The sequence below is a fragment of the Derxia gummosa DSM 723 genome, from assembly GCF_000482785.1.
In the GTDB taxonomy this organism is placed as follows: Bacteria; Pseudomonadota; Gammaproteobacteria; order Burkholderiales; family Burkholderiaceae_E; genus Derxia; species Derxia gummosa.
On sequence record NZ_AXWS01000013.1, the window covers coordinates 600,589 to 619,373 of the forward strand.

General features: G+C 71.7%; 18 protein-coding genes. 5 read left to right on the forward strand and 13 right to left on the reverse strand.

Going from position 1 to position 18,785, the window contains the following annotated elements; translation table 11 throughout:
• Window positions 1-105 precede the first annotated feature (105 nt).
• Together H566_RS0113225 and H566_RS0113230 are read left to right on the forward strand one after the other, a co-directional pair.
• Window positions 106-2,064 carry a TonB-dependent receptor domain-containing protein gene (locus H566_RS0113225; protein WP_028311814.1) on the forward strand — a complete coding sequence of 653 codons (1,959 nt, stop codon included), beginning with the start codon at window positions 106-108 and terminating at the stop codon, window positions 2,062-2,064.
• Between the two features lie 22 nt (window positions 2,065-2,086).
• Window positions 2,087-3,289 (forward strand): MFS transporter, encoded by a 1,203-nt coding sequence (locus H566_RS0113230; RefSeq protein ID WP_028311815.1) that lies wholly within the window; start codon window positions 2,087-2,089, stop codon window positions 3,287-3,289.
• A gap of 216 nt (window positions 3,290-3,505) precedes the next feature.
• On the opposite strand, the gene H566_RS30490 is transcribed toward H566_RS0113230, so the two are convergent.
• Window positions 3,506-3,661 (reverse strand): hypothetical protein, encoded by a 156-nt coding sequence (locus H566_RS30490; protein ID WP_211238086.1) that lies wholly within the window; start codon window positions 3,659-3,661, stop codon window positions 3,506-3,508.
• Between the two features lie 75 nt (window positions 3,662-3,736).
• On the opposite strand from H566_RS30490, the gene H566_RS0113240 reads away from it, so the two are divergent.
• Window positions 3,737-3,916, forward strand: coding sequence for a type 2 periplasmic-binding domain-containing protein (locus tag H566_RS0113240; RefSeq protein WP_028311817.1), 180 nt, complete (start codon window positions 3,737-3,739; stop codon window positions 3,914-3,916).
• A 22-nt stretch (window positions 3,917-3,938) separates the two neighbouring features.
• Here H566_RS0113240 and H566_RS24985 read toward each other — a convergent pair whose 3' ends face one another.
• The 3 genes from H566_RS24985 to H566_RS29060 form a co-directional block, all read right to left on the reverse strand.
• Window positions 3,939-5,327, reverse strand: a complete 1,389-nt coding sequence (locus H566_RS24985) for an APC family permease (RefSeq protein WP_034411763.1) — start codon at window positions 5,325-5,327, stop codon at window positions 3,939-3,941.
• Between the two features lie 123 nt (window positions 5,328-5,450).
• Entirely contained in the window at window positions 5,451-5,915 is a 465-nt protein-coding gene (locus H566_RS0113250) for a c-type cytochrome (RefSeq protein ID WP_028311818.1), read from the reverse strand.
• An 84-nt stretch (window positions 5,916-5,999) separates the two neighbouring features.
• Entirely contained in the window at window positions 6,000-6,242 is a 243-nt protein-coding gene (locus H566_RS29060) for a hypothetical protein (RefSeq protein WP_156924422.1), read from the reverse strand.
• A gap of 168 nt (window positions 6,243-6,410) precedes the next feature.
• Here H566_RS29060 and H566_RS24990 point away from each other — a divergent pair, with 168 nt between their 5' ends.
• Window positions 6,411-7,451, forward strand: coding sequence for a helix-turn-helix domain-containing protein (locus H566_RS24990; protein ID WP_051378721.1), 1,041 nt, complete (start codon window positions 6,411-6,413; stop codon window positions 7,449-7,451).
• 271 nt (window positions 7,452-7,722) lie between these two features.
• On the forward strand, window positions 7,723-8,541 hold the full coding sequence (locus H566_RS0113265) for a hypothetical protein (protein ID WP_156924423.1): 819 nt from the start codon (window positions 7,723-7,725) through the stop codon (window positions 8,539-8,541).
• A gap of 31 nt (window positions 8,542-8,572) precedes the next feature.
• Here H566_RS0113265 and H566_RS0113270 read toward each other — a convergent pair whose 3' ends face one another.
• From H566_RS0113270 to H566_RS25000, 9 genes are all read right to left on the reverse strand, one after another.
• Window positions 8,573-9,502 (reverse strand): WD40/YVTN/BNR-like repeat-containing protein, encoded by a 930-nt coding sequence (locus H566_RS0113270; RefSeq protein WP_084545092.1) that lies wholly within the window; start codon window positions 9,500-9,502, stop codon window positions 8,573-8,575.
• Window positions 9,503-9,694: 192 nt separating this feature from the next.
• A complete protein-coding gene (locus tag H566_RS0113275; RefSeq protein WP_028311821.1) occupies window positions 9,695-12,058 on the reverse strand; it encodes an efflux RND transporter permease subunit in 2,364 nt (787 codons plus the stop codon).
• A gap of 4 nt (window positions 12,059-12,062) precedes the next feature.
• Complete coding sequence (locus H566_RS24995) at window positions 12,063-13,805, reverse strand: DUF1302 domain-containing protein (RefSeq protein ID WP_084545093.1); 1,743 nt, start codon at window positions 13,803-13,805, stop codon at window positions 12,063-12,065.
• Window positions 13,806-13,834: 29 nt separating this feature from the next.
• Window positions 13,835-15,220, reverse strand: a complete 1,386-nt coding sequence (locus H566_RS0113285) for a DUF1329 domain-containing protein (RefSeq protein WP_028311822.1) — start codon at window positions 15,218-15,220, stop codon at window positions 13,835-13,837.
• Window positions 15,221-15,349: 129 nt separating this feature from the next.
• Window positions 15,350-15,802 carry a c-type cytochrome gene (locus H566_RS0113290; RefSeq protein ID WP_051378722.1) on the reverse strand — a complete coding sequence of 151 codons (453 nt, stop codon included), beginning with the start codon at window positions 15,800-15,802 and terminating at the stop codon, window positions 15,350-15,352.
• 2 nt (window positions 15,803-15,804) lie between these two features.
• Window positions 15,805-16,332, reverse strand: a complete 528-nt coding sequence (locus tag H566_RS0113295) for a methylamine dehydrogenase light chain (RefSeq protein WP_028311824.1) — start codon at window positions 16,330-16,332, stop codon at window positions 15,805-15,807.
• A gap of 66 nt (window positions 16,333-16,398) precedes the next feature.
• Entirely contained in the window at window positions 16,399-16,992 is a 594-nt protein-coding gene (mauD, locus tag H566_RS0113300; protein WP_028311825.1) for a methylamine dehydrogenase accessory protein MauD, read from the reverse strand.
• The gene (locus tag H566_RS0113305; protein WP_034411548.1) at window positions 16,989-17,543 is read right to left on the reverse strand and encodes a MauE/DoxX family redox-associated membrane protein; all 555 of its coding nucleotides are present in this window, start codon (window positions 17,541-17,543) and stop codon (window positions 16,989-16,991) included. Before H566_RS0113305 ends, mauD begins: the two co-directional genes overlap by 4 nt.
• Window positions 17,543-18,724: an amine dehydrogenase large subunit gene (locus tag H566_RS25000; RefSeq protein ID WP_051378723.1), complete on the reverse strand. Its 1,182-nt coding sequence runs from the start codon at window positions 18,722-18,724 to the stop codon at window positions 17,543-17,545. Before H566_RS25000 ends, H566_RS0113305 begins: the two co-directional genes overlap by 1 nt.
• Window positions 18,725-18,785 lie beyond the last annotated feature (61 nt).

The following is an 18,785-nucleotide window of genomic DNA, read 5'->3' on the forward strand; positions in this document are numbered from 1 at the left end:
GTTCGCAAGATGAGAAACATTATTATCCGTGACCCATTACCGCTTCTTCCGGTCAGCCAGACGCCAGCCGGGCGGATTTCCGCTTTCCCCCAACTGGAGTCGATCGTGTCGCCGCATCTTTCCTGTCCTGCCCAATTTCCCGCGCTGCTGCCGCGCGTGCTCGCGCTGTCGGTCGCGCTGGCCTGCGCCGCCGCCAATGCCGAGACCGCCACCGACGAGGTGCGGCTCGATCCGGTGACCGTCACCGCCGAGCGCGGCAGCGACACCAACACCGTCGTGCGCGCCAAGCGCATCGAGCTGGAGCAGGCCACCAGCATCCAGGAGCTGTTCAAGCAGATGCCCGAGGTGAGCGTGGGCGGCGGCGGTGGCCTGCCGGTAGCGCAGAAGGTGTATGTGCGAGGCATCAATGAACGCATGCTCGCCACCACCATCGACGGCGCGACCCAGCCCGAGGCGCCCTATCACCACACCGGCCAGCTGCTGCTCGACCCCGATCTCATCAAGCGGCTGGAGGTCGAGGCCGGCACCGGCGCGGCCACCGCCGGCCCGGGCGCGCTTGCCGGCGCGCTGCGCGTGACGACCAAGTCGGCCGCCGACCTGCTGCGCCCGGGCGAACGGGCCGGCGCCATCCTCAAGGCCGGCTGGCAGAGCGTGAACGACGGCCGCAAGTTCGCGGCCACGGTGTTCGGCGCGCCGGTGGACGGGCTCGACGTGGTCGCCAACCTGTCGAAGCTCAAGACCTCCGAATACAAGGACGGCAATGGCAGCGAGGTGCCCAACACCGCGAGCGATGTCGAGCACGAGTTCGTCAAGTTCGGCCTCGGCGGCAAGGGCGAGCATCGCGCCGCCCTGTCCTATGAGCATTACGAGGACGAGGGCATCCGCAGCCAGCGCACCAACATGCTGCCGATCCCGATCAACCCCGCGCAGCGCCAGCGCGCGAAGCGCGAATCGGTCGTCGCCAACTACGACTGGGTGCCCGGCAACGACCTGCTGCGCGTGCATGCGACGGCCTATTTCAACGACAACAGCGTCGCCATCGCCCAGGACAAGCCGACGCCCGAGACCATGGGCGTGCGCAGCACCGGCTTCAACCTCGACAACGTGTCGAAGTTCGGCATGCACAAGCTCACCACCGGCCTCAACTGGCGCCGCGACACCGGCTATCTCTACGCCACCGACGAGAACTGGAAGGACGAGTCGGCCAGCGTCGCGGGCCTGTTCGCGCAGGACGACATCGCGCTCGCCGACGCCTGGCAGGCCCAGATCGGCCTGCGCTGGGACCGCTACCGCTACACCGACATCGAGTCGCGCGACTTCGGCTCGTCGGGCTTCTCGCCCTCGGGCAGCCTGGTGTGGAGCCCGCTCGATTCGCTCGACCTGCGGCTGAGCCATGCGCGCGCGCTGCGCGGCGTGGGCGTGATCGAGCCCTATCTCAAGGCCTTCCAGACCAACGCCGCCAACCTCGAGGCCGAGAAGGCGCGCAACACCGAACTCAGCGCGCGCTGGCATGACGCCGGCTGGGCCGCGACGGCGGGCGTGTTCCGCCAGCGCATCGACAACTACATCGGCTATGACGACGCGCGCCAGAACCTCGGCGACGTGCGCGTGACCGGCGCCAACGCGAGCCTCGGCTACACCGCCGCCGACTGGTCGGCCAGCGCCGGCGTGTCGCAGGCGCGGCCCACGCTCAACGGCACGCCGCTGTCCGACGGCGACGCCTTCCTGCTCGGCAGCGCGACCGGCCGCACCTGGGTCGCGCAGTTCGACCAGAACCTGCCGCGCTGGAACGCGCGCGCCGGCCTCACGGGCCGCGCCGTGGGCCGGCTCACGCGCGTGCCCGACGGCAATCCGCAGAAGGCCGGCTACGTGCTGCTTGATGCCTATGCGCAATGGCTGCCGACCGGGCGCGACGACTGGAGCATCACGCTCACGGTCAAGAACCTGCTCGACCACTTCCACTACGACCAGACGACCTACGGCTACAACCCGCGCTGGGGCAGCATCGCCGGCCTGCCCGAGCCGGGCCGCGATGTGCGCGTGACCTTGGCCTGGCGTCTCTGAGGCCGGGAGCGCGATCGTGACGATGCGGCTTCCGATGACGGTGGGCGAGGGTGCGACGCGGCCGGGGCCGGGCGTCGCCGGCCTCGCGCTGGCGGTGCAGTTCGTCTGCCTGCTCGACTTCATGGCGGTGCTGCCGCTCGGCGCCGATCTGGCGCGGGCGCTCGGTTTTCCGGCCGCGCGGGCGGGCGCGCTGTCGCTCGCCTACACGGCGGGATCGGTGCTGGCCGGGCTGGTCGCGCTGGGCCGGCTCGACCGGCATGCGCGCCGGCCGGCGCTGGTCGCCTGCCTGGCCGGCTTCGCGCTCGCCACCTTCGCAAGCGCTTGCAGCAATGGCTTCGGCGGCCTGCTCGCGGCCCGGGCGCTGACCGGCCTGTGCGCCGGTCCGTCGATGGCGCTGGCGATGGCGGTGCTCATCGACCACACGCCGCCGCAGGCGCGTGGCCGCGCGATCGGGCGGGCGATGACGGCCTTCCCGCTCGCGGTGGTGCTGGGCGTGCCGGCCTCGCTCGAAGCCGCGCGCTGGGGCGACTGGCGCACGCCGCTGCTGGTGCTCACGGCGCTGGCGGCGACGGTGACGCTGCTGGCCTGGCGGGTGACGCCGCCGGGCGCGGCGCCGGCGGATACCGCCGTGTCGGCGCGGACGCTGATGGCGCGGCCGGCGGTGCGGCTTGCCTGCGCGCTGCAAGGCGCGGCGGCGTTCTCGACCTTTCTGGTGGTGCCGCAGTACTCGGCCTGGCTGCTGCTCAATCTCGGCTTTCCGCGCGACCGGCTCGGGCTGCTCTACACGGCGGGCGGCGTCGGCGCGCTGCTCGCCGTGCGCGGCCTCGGGGCGCTGGCCGATCGCATCGGCGCCGCCCGCGCGGCGCTGATCGGCAGCGGCGGCTTCGTCGCGGGCCTCGTGGTGTTCGGCGCCCAGGCCGCGGGCTGGCCGGCCTGGGCGGTGCTGCCGCCCTTCGTCGCGCTGATGGCCGGCAACGCGGCGCGCAACGTCTGCCTCGGCGCGGCCACCAGCCATGTGCCGTCGCCGCGCGAGCGGGCCGGCTTCATGAGCCTGCAAGGGCTTGCGCAGGACGCCGGCATGGGGCTCGCCGCCGGCGCGGGCTGCCTGCTGCTCGGCGAGGACGCGGCCGGCCGGCTCACCGGCGCGCTGCCGCTCGCGGCGCTGGCGGGCGCGATCGCGCTGCTGCTGCCGTGGTGGATGACGCGGCTGCCGCGCCCCGCGTGATCGCCAGCGCCAGTGCCGCCAGGCCCGCCGCCACGCCGAAGCTCGCATGCAGCCCGGCCGCGATGGCGCCGGGCGGCGCGGCCGCGATGTCGGCGCCGCCCGCGCCGAGCGCGAACACCGCGCCGATGGCCGACGCGCCGGTGACAAGGCCGAGATTGCGCGCAAGCGTCAGCAGCCCCGACACGAGACCGCGCCGCTTGGCCGCGACGCCCGTCATCACGGCGGTGTTGTTGGCCGCCTGGAACAGCGCATGGCCGGCACGCCCGCGAGCGCCGCGACCACCGGGCCGCAGGCCATCGTCAGCCCGGCGCTGGCGGCATCGAGGCCGAGCGCGCCCCGGAGGTAGAACGGCCCGACCACGAGCGTCGCCATCAACCCGCGGCGATCGCCAGCCGCTGGCTGCGGAATTTGGTCGCGCAGTCATGACGGCGACGTGGTGGCCATGGCGTGGCGCTCGGCTGGGGGCTGCTGGTGCAGGGCTATCTGGATGACGGCTCGCTCGTGCGGCTGGGCGATACCGAGGTGACGGCCGAGGGTCGCTACAACGTGGTGGTCCCGCTGCGGCGCAAGCCGAACGCGCTGCGCGACCTGTTCGTCGAATGGCTGGCGGAGCGCCCGAGCCGGTGAACGGGCGCGCGACGCCGTGCCGTCAGCTCGCGCGCATGCGCCGGTGCGCATGCCAGGCGCCGGCCAGCGCCGCCGCCGGCAGCAGCCAGGGCAGGCGCGCACCCCAGCCATCCACCTCGCCCGCGAGCACGTCGAAGTGCAGTGCCGCGAGCAGCGTCACCGCCGCGAAGGCCGCCGCCGACAGCGCGGCACAGACCGTCGTGCCCGGCCGCCCGCCGCCGCGCGCCACATGGCGCAGCGCCGCGAGCGCCGCCAGCGCCATGAGCGCGAGGATGCCGAGCGTGCCCAGCGCCGACAGCAGCGTGAACATGCCCAGCACCGGATCGGCACCGGCGAGCGCGAAGCCGCCGATCACCACCAGCGCGCTCAGGCTCTGCGCGAGCGAACCCGCATGCGGGCTGCCGTGGCGCGGATGCGCGCGCCCGAGCGCCGCCGGCAGCAGCCGCGCCCGCCCGAGCGCGAACAGGTAGCGCGCCACCGCGTTGTGGAAGGCCAGCAGGCTGGCCCAGATGCTCGTGAGATAGAGCCCGCGCAGCAGCATGGGCAGCGCGCCGCCCGCGTACTCGGCCGCGAGCGTGAACAGCAGCTCGGTCGGATCGCCGAGCGCGCCGAGCCGCGCGGCCACCCTGCCGGCGCCGAGGCCCGCCACCACGGCCCAGGACGTGAAGCCGTAGAAGCCGCCGATCAGCAGCACCGAGCCCCAGGTGGCGAGCGGCACGCCGCGCGCCGGATCGCGCGCCTCCTCGGCATAGAGCGCCGCGCCCTCGAAGCCGATGAAGCAGGCGAAGCACAGCATCAGCGCGATCGCGGGCGAGCCGCCGAGCGCCAGTGCCGGCGTGAAAGCGCTCGCATCCAGCCCGTCGGCGCCGCCGGCCCGCACGATGGCGAGGTCGAGCGCGATCACCGCGAGGTATTCGGCGCCGACCAGCAGGCCGAGCACGCGCGCCGACAGATCGGCGCGGCGCCAGCCGAACAGCGCCACGCCGGCCCAGGCGCCGAGCGCCGGCAGCCACCACGGCAGGTCGTGGCGGGGCAGCAGCAGCGCGCGCACCGCCGCGCCGAACAGCCCGTAGAGGCTGGCCTGCATCGCGTCATAGGCGAGCAGCGCGAGCGCGCCGGCCGCGCCGGCCCAGCGCCGGCCGAGGCCGCGCTCGGCAAACGCATAGAAGCCGCCGGCACCCGGCAGGTCGAGCGCCATCGCGGTGTAGGCCGTCGCGAACACGAGCAGCACGGCGGTTGCCAGCACGAACATCGCGGGCAGGCCCGCGCCGTTGCCGAACAGCATCGCGACCGGCACGCCGCCGGCCGTGGCCACGAGCGGACCCGAGGCCGAGATGACGAAGAAGGCGATCGCGCAGGCGCCGAGATTGCCGCGTCGCGGCGGCGGGCTGGGAGGAGAGGTGGCGGGCATCGGCGGCGAAGAGGCGGTGGACGCCTGCGTTTGCCATGAAGCGGCGCGGCTGTCATCCGCGCGCCGCCGCGCGGGCCGGGGTGGGCGCCGGCCCGGGTCGAGCTTCGTCGTCGTCGCGCGTGTTCAGCGCGGCGCGGCCTTGAGCAGCACCGCGCGCAGGGCGCGGTTGTCGGCGGGCGTGGGCTTGCGGGCACGGGCGGCGTCGATGTCGGCGGCACCGAGGTCGAAGCCGGCGGGTGCGTCGTTCAGGCCGGTGGTCACGTAGCGCAGGATGGCCGCGAGCTCCTCGCTCGCATGCGTGCCGAACACCGGCATCACGCCGTTGTAGGTCTCGCCGTCGGCGGCGCGGATCGGACCGTTGAGGCCGCCCGCGACGATCTGCGCGAAGTAGGTCGCGGCCTGGGGCGAGGCGAGATGGCGGTCGAGCGCGCGGGCGAGCGGCGGCGCGACGCCGGGCACGCCGGCGCCGCCCGCGCCGTGGCAGGCGATGCAGTTGGCCTCGAATGCGGCCTTGCCGTCGAGGTCGGCATGGGCGGGCAGGGTGGCGAGCGCGAGACTGGCGAGGACGAGGGCGCGGCGGAAGGTCATGGCGTGCGGGCGGAGATCGGGCGAGTTGACGGGGACCGGGCGGTGCTCGGCCGGCCGAGTGTCGGCAGCCGCGCCGGCCGCGCGTTAGCCGCGATTGGCAGCGCGCAAGCCGTCGCGCCGCACCGCGCGCCGATTGCCGATTTCGGCTAACGAGGGCGCGCGCGATTGCGGCAGGCTCGCCGCTGCGGCAATTGCCGGATTGGCAAGACGCGAAATGAATTGCGCCGAATGCATTTGCCATCGATGAATAACGGGCGACGTCGAGCGCCGAATCAATTCGCTTGCCGGGCCGGTCAGCCGATTGCCGGCGTGAATGTCGCGGGCCATGCCTTCCCGCGGTGCGCCTTGCTTCAAGCCTGGGCGCGGCGGGTTTCGCGTGGCGGAATCAGGCGTAATTGAATCTGAAATTGAAAGCCGTCCGATAGCGGAATGGCCGATTTGTCAATTGGTGCGGCAATTGCATTGACGGGGCAATCCGATTGTTCCCGCACCGCAATGAACGCCACTTCCGCCATTCATGCCAATTCGCTTCGCGCGACGCCGATTCCGGCGCTCGCGCCCGATTGCCTGATCCGTTCGGGCGAGTTCTTCGAGGCCAACAGCTCCTGTGCCTTCGACGGCTGGGAACTGGAATACGACCAGCTCACCGCCGGCCGCTTCGTGAGCCAGTCGCGCGAGCTGCGCGTCGGGTCGGTGCAGATCTTCACCGAATCGACCAACGCGGTGCTCGGCGAGCGCGGCTGCGGACCGGCCGGCGACATCGTGTTCGGCTTTCCGCTCGGCTTCGCCGGCAGCGACGAGAGCCTGCTGAACGGCCGGCGCTGGGGGCGCGGGACGCTGCCGATCTTTCGCGGCGGGGTCGAGATCGAAGGCGTGCTGCCGCCGATGGATCTGCTGGTCGTGAGCGTGCGCGGCGAGGCGCTGGCCGATTACGCCTGGGTCATGAGCCGGCTCAGCACCACGCACTGGCTCGGCGGCAGCCGCATCGCGCTGGTCGAGGACGAGACGCTGGTGCGCACGGCGGGCGAGAGCATCGCGGCGGCGGCGCAGGCGCTGTTCGACCAGCCGGGGCGGCTGCGCAACGCGCATGCGCGCGTGGAAGTGGAGCAGGCGGTGCTCGGCGCGCTGATGCCGATCGTCGAGCAGTCGGTCGGGCTGCCGGAGTTCGCGCCGGCCGACATCAACCGCACCCAGGTCGTGAAGCGGGCGCGCGATTTCGCGCTCGGGCACCTCGACGAGCCGGTGCAGATCATCGACGTGTGCCGGGCGCTGGGCGTGTCGCGGCGCACGCTCCAGTACTGCTTCGAGCAGGTGCTGGGGATGAATCCGCTCGCCTATCTGCGCACGCTGAGGCTCAACGGCGCGCGGCGCGATCTGCTCGCGGGCGCGCACCGCGACGTGAAGGTGAGGGATGTGGTCGAGCGCTGGGGCTTCTGGCATCTGAGCCGCTTCAGCGCGGAGTACCGCGAGCTGTTCCACGAACTGCCGTCGGAGACGATCGCGGCGGCGCGCGGGGGGCTGGGGCTAGCGGCGTGAGTTGATGTTCGGGTGATGCGCGGCACGATCCGCCGGCTCGCGGCGCTGCTGCCCATCTGCGCGTCGTCGGTCGTCGTGAGCTGCGACACGGCCAAGTGGGGCGCATGCCGCGATCAGGCGTGCCGTTCCGGATCGGCGACATCCCGAGGCGCGGGCGCCACGACTATGCTGGCTGCGCGGGGTGGCACGGATTCGGGTCGCTCCGGTTCGCCGGAGGCGCCGCGTGGGCTGTCCGGCACCTATCGTTCCATTCGCGATTCGCCACTTCACCATGACGCCATTTCTCCGTCCCTCCAATGTCTTGCTGCCTCTTGCCGTGGCCACGCTGCTCGTCGGGTGCGCCACACAGCCGCCGCGGGCGGTCGCGCCCGATGCCATGGCCAGCATCAAGCGCCTCGGCGTCGTGTCGGTCGTGGCCGACCGGCTGGCGCGCAGCTATACGGGCCTGACCGTGTTCGGCAACGAGTACGACGACATCGACATCGCCTCCTGGCAACTCGATGAACAGTACGAAGAGCAGCTCGGTACCGCATTGGCGGACAAGCGATCCATCACCTACGTGAAAGCGGTGCCGCCGAGAGACCGGTTCGCGCCGGCCAACAAGCTCGAGCGTGCCTTCGCCAGCCATAACCAGGACTGGGAGGCGGTCGCACCGGCGGTGCTCGACTACTGTCGCGCCAATTCGCTCGACGCGGTGATGGTGCTGACCAAGGGGGAAACCCCGCAGCAGATGGCAAGTTCCACCAGCCAGCAGATGATGGGCCTGGGTGTGTACGCGCGTTCCGCGCCGCCCGTGCCATGGAACACCAACAGCTCCATCGTCTACATGGTCGGCAAGCTGGGGCTGGTCGATTGCAAGAGCGGCAAGGCGCTCGCGGAGCGACGTGTCGTGATTGACGACAGCGACATGAGCGCCTTCCTCGATCACCTCAGCACATTGCCGATTCGCCCGATCTCCACCGAGATCTCGCGCACGCCGAGCGGCAGCTGGTCCGAGGCGACACGCGCGCAGTTGCGGGCCGAACTGCTCACCCTGCCCAAGCCGGCCTGGCCCACGACCATCAACGCGCTGTTCGCGGCCAAGCCCTGATCGCGGGCGGACGGCGGCGATGCCGGTGTCCTCAGCGCCCGCCCGCCGGCCCGCCCCGCCCGAACACCACCGCCCCATCCCTGCCCGCGACCAGCGTCGTGAGCGCCATCCGGTCGTCGCGCTGGGCATGCGTGAAGCTCGCGCCGCCGTCGTTGCTGTCGAGCGTGATGCCGTCGAGCGCGGTGGCCTGCAAGCGCTTGCCGTCGGCGACGAGGTCGGTGATCGAACTGCGCACGCCGGTCTCGACCGCCTGCCAGCTGCGGCCGCCGTCGGTGCTGCGGCGCAGGTTGCCGCGCAGGCCGGCGACGACGAGCGTGCCGTCGTCCAGCGCGGCGCCGGCCCAGAGGCTGCCGCGATAGCCGGTGTCGAGATAGCGCCAGCTCGCGCCCGCGTCGGCCGAGGTCAGCACGGTGCCGCGCTCGGCGGCGATGTGCAGGCCGCCCTTCGCGTCGGCGAACAGCCGGTAGAGATTGCGGTCGGCGCGCTTCGCGCCTTCGGGGACGGGCAGGTTCACGGTCCGCCAGGTCTTCCCGCCGTCGGTCGTGCGCAGCAGCAGCGACCACAGGCCGCAGGCCCAGCCGGTGTTCGCGTCGGTGAACAGCACCGAGAACAGCGGTTGATCGACCGTCGTGTCGCGGCGCTGGAGCGTCCAGGTCTCGCCGCCGTCGGCGGTGGCGACGATCACGCCGTCATGGCCGACGGCCCAGCCGTGACGGCCGTCGGCGAAGCTCACGGCCGTGAGCGTCGCGCGCACCGGCACCGCGCGCGCCTGACGGAAGCTCGCGCCCTCGTCGTCCGACAGCAGCACCACGCCGCGTTCGCCCACGGCCACGATGCGCGCGCCGGCACGGGCGCTGCCGAGCAGCATCGAACGCAGCGCGTCGGGGCCGCGGCGGGCGGGCAGGTCGGCGCCGGCGCCGGTGTTGGCCGGCTCGGCGGTGGCGCCGTCGGTGCCGGGCATCGCGCTCGCGGCCGAGACCGGCGCGGCGACGGACGGCGCCGCCAGCGGGCCGCCGAGCCAGATCAGCGCGGCGAGCAGCGCCGGCAGCAGGCGGGCGGGCTGCGTGGCCGCCACGCGCCCGGCGCCGTCATCGCGCGCGGGCGCGCCGATCGGGCGTGTGGCACTCGTGTCTTGCTTCATGTCCATCTCCGTTCAGTGCGCCATCAGGCTGCTGGCGCGCACCGGCCTGCGGCGCGGGAACAGCCGCTCCAGCCACACCGCGAGCGCGGGCAGCGCGGTCATCGCCATCACGAGGTTCACGACGAACATGAACGCGAGCAGCTTGCCCATGTCGGCCTGGAACTTGAGCGACGAGAAGCTCCACGTGGCCACGCCGATCGCGAGCGTGATCGCGGTGAAGATCGTCGCCATGCCGACCTCGCGGATCGCATGCTCGAGCGCGCCCGCGATGTCCTCGCCGGCCGCGAGATGCATCTGGAGCCGGTTGTAGATGTAGAACGCGTAGTCCACGCCGATGCCGACCGCCAGCACCATCACCGGCAGCGTCGCCACCGTCAGCCCGATGTCGAGCGACTTCATGAACCAGTAGCCGATGAAGGTGCCGACCGTCAGCGGCAGGCAGCAGGCGAGCACCGCGCGCAGGTCGCGGTAGGCCGCGAGCACCAGCACGACGATCGCGCCGTACACCCACAGCATCATCGGCAGCTCCGACTTCTCGACCTCGTCGTTGATCGCGGCGAGCACGCCCGCGTTGCCGGCCGCGAGCCTCACGGTCACGCCGTCGAGCCGGTCGTCGGCGCGGAAGGCTTCGGTCGCGGCGATCACGCGCCGGATCGTCGTCGCCTTGTGGTCGGTGAGGAACAGGTGGGCCGCGCTCATCGAGCAGTCCTTGCGCGTGTAGCCGCGGATGCGCGCGATCTCGGTGCTGAGCGCCGCGTGGTTGCCGGGGTCGGACGGCACGACGTTCATCTTCGGGTTGCCTTCGTTGTAGCCCTCGTTGTAGTCGCGTAGCAGGCCCGAGTACGAGGCCACCGACAGCACGCCGGGCAGGTGCTCCATGCGTGCGACGAAGCGGTCCTGGTAGGCGCCGATCGCGCTGTTCTCGCAGGACTCGGGCGGCGCCTCGAACACGACCGTGAGCCAGTCGAGGCCGGTGTCGTAGGCCGAGGCGATCGCCAGCGCGTCGCGGTTGAAGCGCGCGTCGGCGCGCAGCTCGGGCGCGCCCGGCTCCAGGCTGCCGATCACGCGGTCGCGGCTCTGCCACACGGCCACGCCGAACACCACGGCCGTGATCGCCAGCACCACCGCCGCCGGACGTGGCCGGCCGAGATGTGACAGCGCTTGCAGCCATTGCGCGCGCTGCTCGCGCTTGAGCATGGCCTTGTCGGCGTAGTCGCGCGTGAAGTGCATGAGCGAGGCCGCGAGCGGCAGCATCACGAGGTTGGTCACGATCTTGAAGCCGACGCCGAGCGAGGCAGTGATGGCCAGCTCGCGCACCATCGGGATCGGGATCATCAGCAGCGTGATGAAGGAGACGAGGGCCGTCACGAGCGCGAGCGTGCCCGGGATGAGCAGGCCGCTGAAGCTCGCGCGCGCCGCCGCGTCTGTGGTCTTGCCGGCCGCGATCTCGCGCACGATGAAGTTGATCTGCTGCACGCCGTGGCTCACGCCGATCGCGAACACCAGGAAGGGCACGAGCACGCCGAGCGGATCGAGCCCGTAGCCGATCAGCCGCAGCGCGCCGAACTGCCACACCAGCGACGCGAGCGAGCAGGCTATCGGCAGCAGCGTGAAGCGCAGCGAATGGCAGTACCAGTACACGGCGCCGGCCGTCAGCAGCAGCGCCACGCCGCAGAACAGCAGCACCGACTTCGCGCCGTCGGCGATGTCGCCGATCTGCTTGGCGAAGCCGATGATCTGCACCTCGTAGTCGGCGTCCTCGAACTTCGCGCGGATCTCGTTTTCGAGGATGTGGTTGTAGGCGATGTAGTCGAGCTTGTTGCCGGCGGCGTCGTACTCGTTGAGCTCGGCGGTGATCATCGCGCTGGTCTGGTCGCGGGCGACCAGCTTGCCGACGTAGCCGCCGGCGGCGGTCGAGCGCTGGATGTCGGCGATCGTGGCCTCGTCGAGCTGCTCGGGCGTGACCGTGCCCGGAATCACCGGCTCGGCGCGGAAGCCTTCCTCGGTGATCTCGTTGACGAAGCTGTTGGGCGTCCACAGCGACTGCACGCCCAGCCGCTCGACGTTGGGCAGGAAGGTGACGGCCTGGGTCACGTCGTAGAGGCGGCGCAGCGCGGCCGGCGTCCAGATGCTGCCGTGACGGGCCTTGACGACGATGTTGATGCGGTTGGCGCCGAGCACGTCGTCGCGGTAGGTGTGGAAGGTCTCGATGTATTCGTGACCGAGCGGCATCTGCTTCTCGAAGCCGGCATCCATGCGCAGTTGCAGCGCGAAGCAGCCCATGACGGCCGTGAGCAGCGCGAGCACGGCCAGGATCGGGCGCCGCCAGCCGAAGGCGGCGGTCTCGACCCGGGCGAGGAGGGAAGGTGTGGACATGGCGTCAGAAGTTGCGCGACACGAAGGCGCCGATGAAGTCGCGGTCGGCATAGGGCTGGTCGGTCGAGTACCTGCCGCCCCAGTAGGCGGTGTAGTTGATGCCGGCCTGCCAGATCGCGGGGTTCTGGTTGAACAGCAGATAGACGTTGGCCGACTGCGCGCCCTCCATCCACGTGGCCATGAAGGTCGGCGTGCGGCCCTTGACGGCGCGCGAGTAGGTCACGCCCGGCGTGAGCTGCCAGCCCGGGATCACCGTGCCGTCCCAGGTCAGGTTGACGTCCGCGACGAAGCCCCACGAGGTCCTGGTGCCGACGCCGAAGGTCGTGGCGCCGCCGTCGGCGGAGTAGCCCCACAGTCCGGCCGCCGGCAGCTGGGTGACGGTCACGCCGTCGGGCGCGCTGCGCGTGTAGCTCGACTTGAGCCCCGGCACGCTGATGCCGACCGCCTCGAGCGACACCGCGCCCGTGCTCGCGCCCACCGCGTCGAGCAGCCAGCCGTGGTCGGCCGGGTTCAACGCGAGCAGGCCCGTCACGTGGAGCTGGTAGCGCTTCTGGTCGATCCACTGCTGGCAGTTGCCGGTGGCGGCGAGGGTCACGCCGGCCGCGCCCGGCTCGTAGCAGCTGCCGAGCGCGATCGCGTCCTTGGGCCGGTACGACAGTTCGGTGCCGACGGCCCAGTTGCCCACGGGAAGGTTGGCGCTGACGCCGTAGAGCTTGCGGTCCTCGAGGAAGGTCCACTGCGCCTGGCTCTGGCCGTTGACGAAGGCGAGGTTGGGCGTCTTGTCGTGATAGTTGAGCGCGTAGATGCCGAGGTTGAGCTGGGTCGATTCGGGCTGCCAGCGCAGCGAGGCGCCGTACTGGCCGTTGTTGCGCGCGCGGCGGTCGGCGGCATAGCCCACGGCCGCGCCGGGCTCGGCGCCGATCGCGGCGGCGGTCTGCGGGTCGAGGCCGAGGTAGATCGGCACGCGGCCCTTGTTGTAGTTGTCGGCGAAGGACCAGTAGCTGCCCACGGGCGCGAAGCGGCTGCGGTTCCAGCCGAATTGCCAGTAGGCCTCGGCGTTCAGGCCGTTGCCGAGGCTCGTGGCCACGCTGGCCATCGGCGCGGGCAGCGTCACTTCCTTGAGCTGCACGCCGGGCGTGGACAGGCGCTGGAAGTCCATCGCGTTGGTGGCGTTGATGCCGCCCGGCACGAACAGGCTCTCGCCCCAGCTCACGACCTGGTTGCCGACGCGCACGCGCTGGCGCTCGTCGGCGAGGTTGAAGGTCTGCGATACCCACAGGTCGAGCAGGCGCGCGTCGTTCACGACCGAGCGCCGCGTCTCCTTCGACAGCGCCGTGCGCTCGGTGCCGTCGGCCGTGAAGTCGTGCAGCCAGGTGCCGCGCGCCATCACCGTGGTGCCGGTGGCGAACTTCAGCAGCAGCTCGTGGTTGCCCTTGAGGTAGGTGGTGAAGAAGTCGCCCTTGCGGTAGTTGAGGTTGCCGTCGTCGCCGTTGCTCCAGACGAAGGGGGCGGCGCCACCGCAGAACGACAGGTCGCCGACGCGGTCGCAGGACGGATCGGCCAGCCGCATGCCGGTGCCGAGCGTGAGGGTCGAGTCGAAGCTGCCCTTCCAGCCGTCGCCGTCGAAGGTGAAGGCCTGGGCGGGCGGGGCGAAGGCGGCGGCGAGCGCGAGGGCGGCGGCCGCGAGGCGCGGCGTGGTGACGAGGCCTGCAAGCGCTTGCGGCGCCGCGACGAGATTCCGGGTCATGGTCATGCTCCTGGAGGTCGTGACGAGGCTCAGCGGTCGCTGATCGCGCGCAGGTTGTCGGAGGTGTAGAAGCCGGGCTTGTAGCGCTCGCCCCTGGGTTCGGTCACCCATTGCATGTCGCTGCCGGTGCCGGCGGCGTGCATGTCGAACACGTAGCGGCCTTCGGCCAGGTTGTATTGCGCGAACGCCGACACGTCGCAGGAGCCGGTCTCGTACACGGGCAGCAGGAAGCCCTCGCGTACCTTCCAGAGCTTGCCCTGGGCGTCGTAGTCGTCGGCCAGCACCATGTTCCAGCTGTCCTCGTCGAGGTAGAAGGTGCGCTTCGGCGCGAGGTGGCGCGTGCCGCCCTTGACCGTCGCTTCCACTACCCAGACGCGGTGCAGCTCGTAGCGGCGATGGTCGTTGGCGATGTGGTCGGGGCCGGCCACGTCCTCGAACTTCGCGCCGAAGTCGTTGGCGCCGAAGCTGTCGTAGGGCACGTACAGCTCCTTCTTGCCCGCGAGCTTCCAGTCGAAGCGGTCGAGCGCGCCGTTGAACACCATCGGCTCGTCGAGCGTGTACTGGTTCTCCATGCCGAGCTGGGGCGAGTCGTAGGCATAGCTCGGCATGCGGCGCACGCGGCGCTGGCCGGGGAAGTAGTAGAAGGTCTCGTTCGCGGGCTGGTCGAGCCAGGTGGTGATGGCGAGCGCCTGGCCGGCGAGCGCGGCCGGCGTGGTGTAGGCGAAGTAGGTGTAGTACTCGACGCTGCCGAGCTTCGCGAGCGTGTTGCTGCCCTTCACGCCCCAGGGCATGTAGTTGGTCTGCTCCGACCCGGCCTTGATCCATTCGCTGCCGCCCTTGCGCGGCGACACGGCGGTGATGTTGGCTTTGTATTCCACCGCCACGCCGCGATAGCGCAGCTTGGCGTTGAGCATCGCCTCGACGCCGTTCTGCGGGATCGGGAACGGAAAGCCGGGCACGACCGCGTCCTTGAGGCTCCAGCCGTCGGGGCCGAGCTTCGCGGCGCCCGCCGCGTTCTTCGCGGTGTTGGCCTCGACGAAGTCGGGCACGCCGCAGGTCCGGTGCGACGGGTACACGTCCATCCTGTAGTTGGCGAGCTGCTTCACCAGCGCGACCTGGCCCGGCGAGAGCCTGTCGGCGTACTTGTCGACGTTGCCCGCGTCGATCGTGAACAGCGGCTTCTCGGCCTTGTGCCGGAAGAAGTCCGCGCGCTTCTTGCCGTAGCTCCAGCCGGCCGACGGGCCTTCCCAGCCGGCGAAGGCGGGAATGCTGCCGTCCTTGTTGCCGGCCTTCTCGGCGCCGGTGGCGGTGAGGTCCTTGCCGAGGCGGTCGGCATCGGCGGCGCCGGCGGGGGCGGCGAGCGCGGTGAGGGCCGCGGTGACGGCTGCGGCGACGAGCTTGCGGGCTGGCTTCATGAAGCGCCTCTGTGATGGTTGTGTTGATGCGATGGACGGCACGACGCGCGCCGCGCCGTGGAGGACGGACTGCTTGCCGAGGAATGACGGTTGGCGGCGGCTCGGCGGCGGGCCTCGCGGGGCGGGCGGCTAGCGCACGGCCAGCCCGATCGCGTTGAGCCGCGCGATCACGCGCGCGCGCTCGGCCGGGATGTCGGCCGGCACGCTCGCGCGCAGCGCCGCGACCTCGGCCTCGGTGTAGGGCGGGCTGGCGGCCGGCGCCTCGGCGCGGCTGAAGGTCGGGACCATCCAGGTGAGCACGTCGGCGATCTCGCGGTTGCTGAGCGCCGAGTTGGCGACGCCGGGCACCTGGGCGAGATAGGCGCGGCCGTCGGGCGTGCGCAGGTAGTGGCCGATCTGGCCGCGCATGTCCGGAATGCCGCGGTCGGGCTTGCCGGCGCCGTCGGCCAGATGGCAGCCGGCGCAATGCAGCAGGTAGTTGACGCGCGGGCTGTTGCCGTGCCCGGCCGCCGGGTCGGCCAGGGCGGGCGCCGCGCCGGTGGCGGCTGCAAGCGCTGTCACGAAGGCGGCGAGGGCGCGCACGGTCAGGCGCCGTCCGCGATGCCGACGGCCGCGACCACCGTGCAGTGGTACATCGAATTGCCGTGGGCCATGCACCAGTTGACGTCGTTGTGCGAGCCGAGCCGGTAGCCCGGGCGGTCGCCGACGTTGTTGTTGCAGGCGCACTTGCCGCAGGCGGTCACGCCGCAGCAGTCGTTGTAGCTGATGAGGTAGTCCTTGCCGTCGTTGGGATTGCGGCAGGTGCCGATCCAGGCCACGGCCGAGGGTTCGGTGCCCGGCGGGCAGGTGTTGATGCCGCCGCCGCAGCAGGTGCACAGAAAGCCGTCGATGGCGCAGTAGCGCCAGTAGTCGCAGCTCGTGTCGTCGTTGTGCGCGGCCTTCTTCGCGGCCTCGCGTTCGGCGGCTTTGGCCGAGCGGTCGAAGGGCAGCACGGGCAGCACGAAGGCGCTGCCGACGAGGAGCTTCGCGACGCCGGTGATGGCGCTGCGGCGCGAGCTGTTGTGGGCCACGCTGCGCGTGCCCCGGTCGAAGAGCTTGTCGAACCAGTTCATGTGTTGGTGTCCTGCGGGAAGGGCGCGCGGCCGGCGCGGGCCGCGCGTGCTCGTGAAGGGCGGCGGTCAGGCGCGGGCGAGGTAGTCCTGCACCGAGCCGACGCCGAGCTCGCGCGCGGTGAACAGGCTTTCGAGCTGCTCGCGCGAGTTGACGAGGCCCTTGGCCTCGATGCGGCCGTCGGCGCCGATCAGCACCGCGTAGGGCAGCTTGCTCACGTGGAAGCCCATGCCCAGCGCGGTCGAGAGCACATACGGAAAGGACTGGAGCCCGGCACGCTGCACGAACTCGAGGTGCTCGGGCTGCTCGCCGTCGGAGGCGAGCACGACGCGCGTGCCGATCGCCTCGCGGCTCGCCACCGACTTGATGATCGGCAGCAGCTTCTTGCAGACCGGGCAGGTCGGCGAGAGGAAGAACAGCAGCGTCGCGCGGCCGGTGGCGGCCTCGTCGCCGATGACGAGATCGCGGCCGTCGAGCGTGCGCAATTCGTGGCGCGGCGCGGCGTCGCCCACCTTGGGGCCGGCGTCGAGCATGAGCGCGCCCATCGGCGCGATGCGCTCGTGGAGGATGCCGATCTGCCGCGCCAGCGCGAGGCAGACGACGACGACCGCGACCAGGGCGATCCAGAGAATGAGGTTCGAGATGATCAGGGCGTCGGTCATGACGGTCTCCGCAGTGCCGCGAGGCGCGGCTGGTTGACGAGAAGCTGGTGGGCGGTGAGATGGAGCGCGAGCAGCAGGCCGCCGCCGGCGACGACGGTGAGGCTGTCGATCCACACGGTGTCGCGCGCGGCGACCGGCAGCGCGGCGACGCCCGCGAGCGCGAGCAGCGCGAAGTTGCGCAGCGGCAGCGCCCAGGTGAGGCGGGCGCCGCGCCCGGCGTGCCGGCCCCAGCCGCAGCCGCAGTCGATCTCGACATGGCCGCGCAGCAGGTTGAGCACGAGCGCGCCGGTGTAGAGCGCGAGCAGCGCGACGGCGGCGAGCAGGCCGGCCGGGCGCGCGCCGTCGAGGCAGAGCGCGGCGCCGGCGGCGATTTCGGCGGCGGGCAGCGCGAGCGCGGCCGGCGCGACGAGCGCATCGGGCAGGAGCTGGTGCTCGGCCACCGTGCGCGCGAAGGCGTCGCGGTCGACAAGCTTGTGCACCGCGCCCGTGAGCAGCACGAGCGCGAGGCCGGTGGCCGCGCAGCCCGCGACGACGGGATCGAGGGCGGGCATCAGTTCACCCCCACCACGGCCGGGGCCTCGACGGCGGCCTTGAGCCGGCCGGTCTCGCGTGGCTTGCCGTCGAGCGAGACGCGCACGAGATCGGTCGTCGCGCCGTCGAGCACGTAGAGCGTCGGCTGCGGCGTGCGCGTCACGCCCAGCGCCGTCGCGTTGAAGCCGGGCAGGCGCTGCAAGCGCTTGCGGGTGGCGAGGTCGAACACCCAGATCTCCTTCGCCGGGTTCTTGTGCGTGCCGTCGGCGCCCTTCGGATGCATGCCGATGTAGAGCCGGTTGCTCTGCGCGTGCACGGCGTAGAACTGGTAGCCGCCGGGCCGCCAGCCCTGCTTCGCGTCGCGCGCGTCGAGCAGGCTCCACGGCGCCTCGACGGGCCTGGCCGTCTCGCCGGCGACGTTGATGCGCTGTGCCTTGCCGTGGAAGGACACGAACAGGTAGTCGTCGCCGAGCTGTTCGGCGCCGGTGTAGAGCGGGTCGGTGTCGGGGTCGAACACCTTGTCGCCGCGCGCCTGACGCACCGGCTTGCCGGCCTCGTCGAAATCGACCGTGAGCAGGCGGCCATCGCCGCACAGCGTCGCGAAGCGGCGCTCGACCGACTGCGCCGGGAACAGCGCCCAGCAGCCGGGCGTCGGGATCTCGCCGAGCACGGCGCGCGCGGGCAGATCGACGATCGTGACCGAGGTCGCGGGCGTCGCGTTGTAGACGAGCGCGTAGCGGCCCGAGGCGGTGGTGCGCAGCAGGCCGCGCACGGCGATGGCCTGGGCATGCTTGGGCGGCAGCACCACCTCGCCCTTGTAGCGCAGCGTGCTCGCGTCGAGGATCGACAGCACGTCGCTGCGCTCGCCGTGATCGACGCGCGAGTGATAGGTGGTGGCGACGTACAGCTCGCCGCGGTCGGGCGACAGCGTGTACTGGCCTGACATGCCGGCGCCGACGGTGGCGGCGACCTTCATCGACGCGCCGTCCACGACCAGCAGGCGGCCGTCGGCGATGTGGCTGAGTACCGCGTCGGGCAGCCAGAGGCGCTGGCTCGCGTCGCCGGACAGCGTGGCGATGTCGATGGTCTCGGGCTCGAAGGCCCGGCCGCTCAGGGCCGCGCCGGCAAGGCCGGCGGCGAGAAGGAAGCGGACGAGGCGCGCGAGCGCGGGCCTGCCGCCCCGGCGTGGGGTGTTGGGCATGGGTTCCGGTCGAGTGGGAAGTGGCGCATTGCCACGGGACGACCGGAGAGTAAGAAGGCGT

Coding starts and splice junctions, on each gene's coding strand:
- H566_RS0113265 (WP_156924423.1), top strand. CDS start 7,723: ATGACGCCATTTCTCCGTCCCTCCAATGTCTTGCTGCCTCTTGCCGTG.
- H566_RS24990 (WP_051378721.1), top strand. CDS start 6,411: ATGAACGCCACTTCCGCCATTCATGCCAATTCGCTTCGCGCGACGCCG.
- H566_RS0113230 (WP_028311815.1), top strand. CDS start 2,087: ATGCGGCTTCCGATGACGGTGGGCGAGGGTGCGACGCGGCCGGGGCCG.
- H566_RS30490 (WP_211238086.1), bottom strand. CDS start 3,661: ATGGCGACGCTCGTGGTCGGGCCGTTCTACCTCCGGGGCGCGCTCGGC.
- mauD (WP_028311825.1), bottom strand. CDS start 16,992: ATGACCGACGCCCTGATCATCTCGAACCTCATTCTCTGGATCGCCCTG.
- H566_RS0113295 (WP_028311824.1), bottom strand. CDS start 16,332: ATGAACTGGTTCGACAAGCTCTTCGACCGGGGCACGCGCAGCGTGGCC.
- H566_RS0113285 (WP_028311822.1), bottom strand. CDS start 15,220: ATGAAGCCAGCCCGCAAGCTCGTCGCCGCAGCCGTCACCGCGGCCCTC.
- H566_RS0113270 (WP_084545092.1), bottom strand. CDS start 9,502: ATGCCCGGCACCGACGGCGCCACCGCCGAGCCGGCCAACACCGGCGCC.
- H566_RS24995 (WP_084545093.1), bottom strand. CDS start 13,805: ATGACCCGGAATCTCGTCGCGGCGCCGCAAGCGCTTGCAGGCCTCGTC.
- H566_RS0113250 (WP_028311818.1), bottom strand. CDS start 5,915: ATGACCTTCCGCCGCGCCCTCGTCCTCGCCAGTCTCGCGCTCGCCACC.
- H566_RS29060 (WP_156924422.1), bottom strand. CDS start 6,242: ATGGCCCGCGACATTCACGCCGGCAATCGGCTGACCGGCCCGGCAAGC.
- H566_RS25000 (WP_051378723.1), bottom strand. CDS start 18,724: ATGCCCAACACCCCACGCCGGGGCGGCAGGCCCGCGCTCGCGCGCCTC.
- H566_RS0113305 (WP_034411548.1), bottom strand. CDS start 17,543: ATGCCCGCCCTCGATCCCGTCGTCGCGGGCTGCGCGGCCACCGGCCTC.
- H566_RS24985 (WP_034411763.1), bottom strand. CDS start 5,327: ATGCCCGCCACCTCTCCTCCCAGCCCGCCGCCGCGACGCGGCAATCTC.
- H566_RS0113275 (WP_028311821.1), bottom strand. CDS start 12,058: ATGTCCACACCTTCCCTCCTCGCCCGGGTCGAGACCGCCGCCTTCGGC.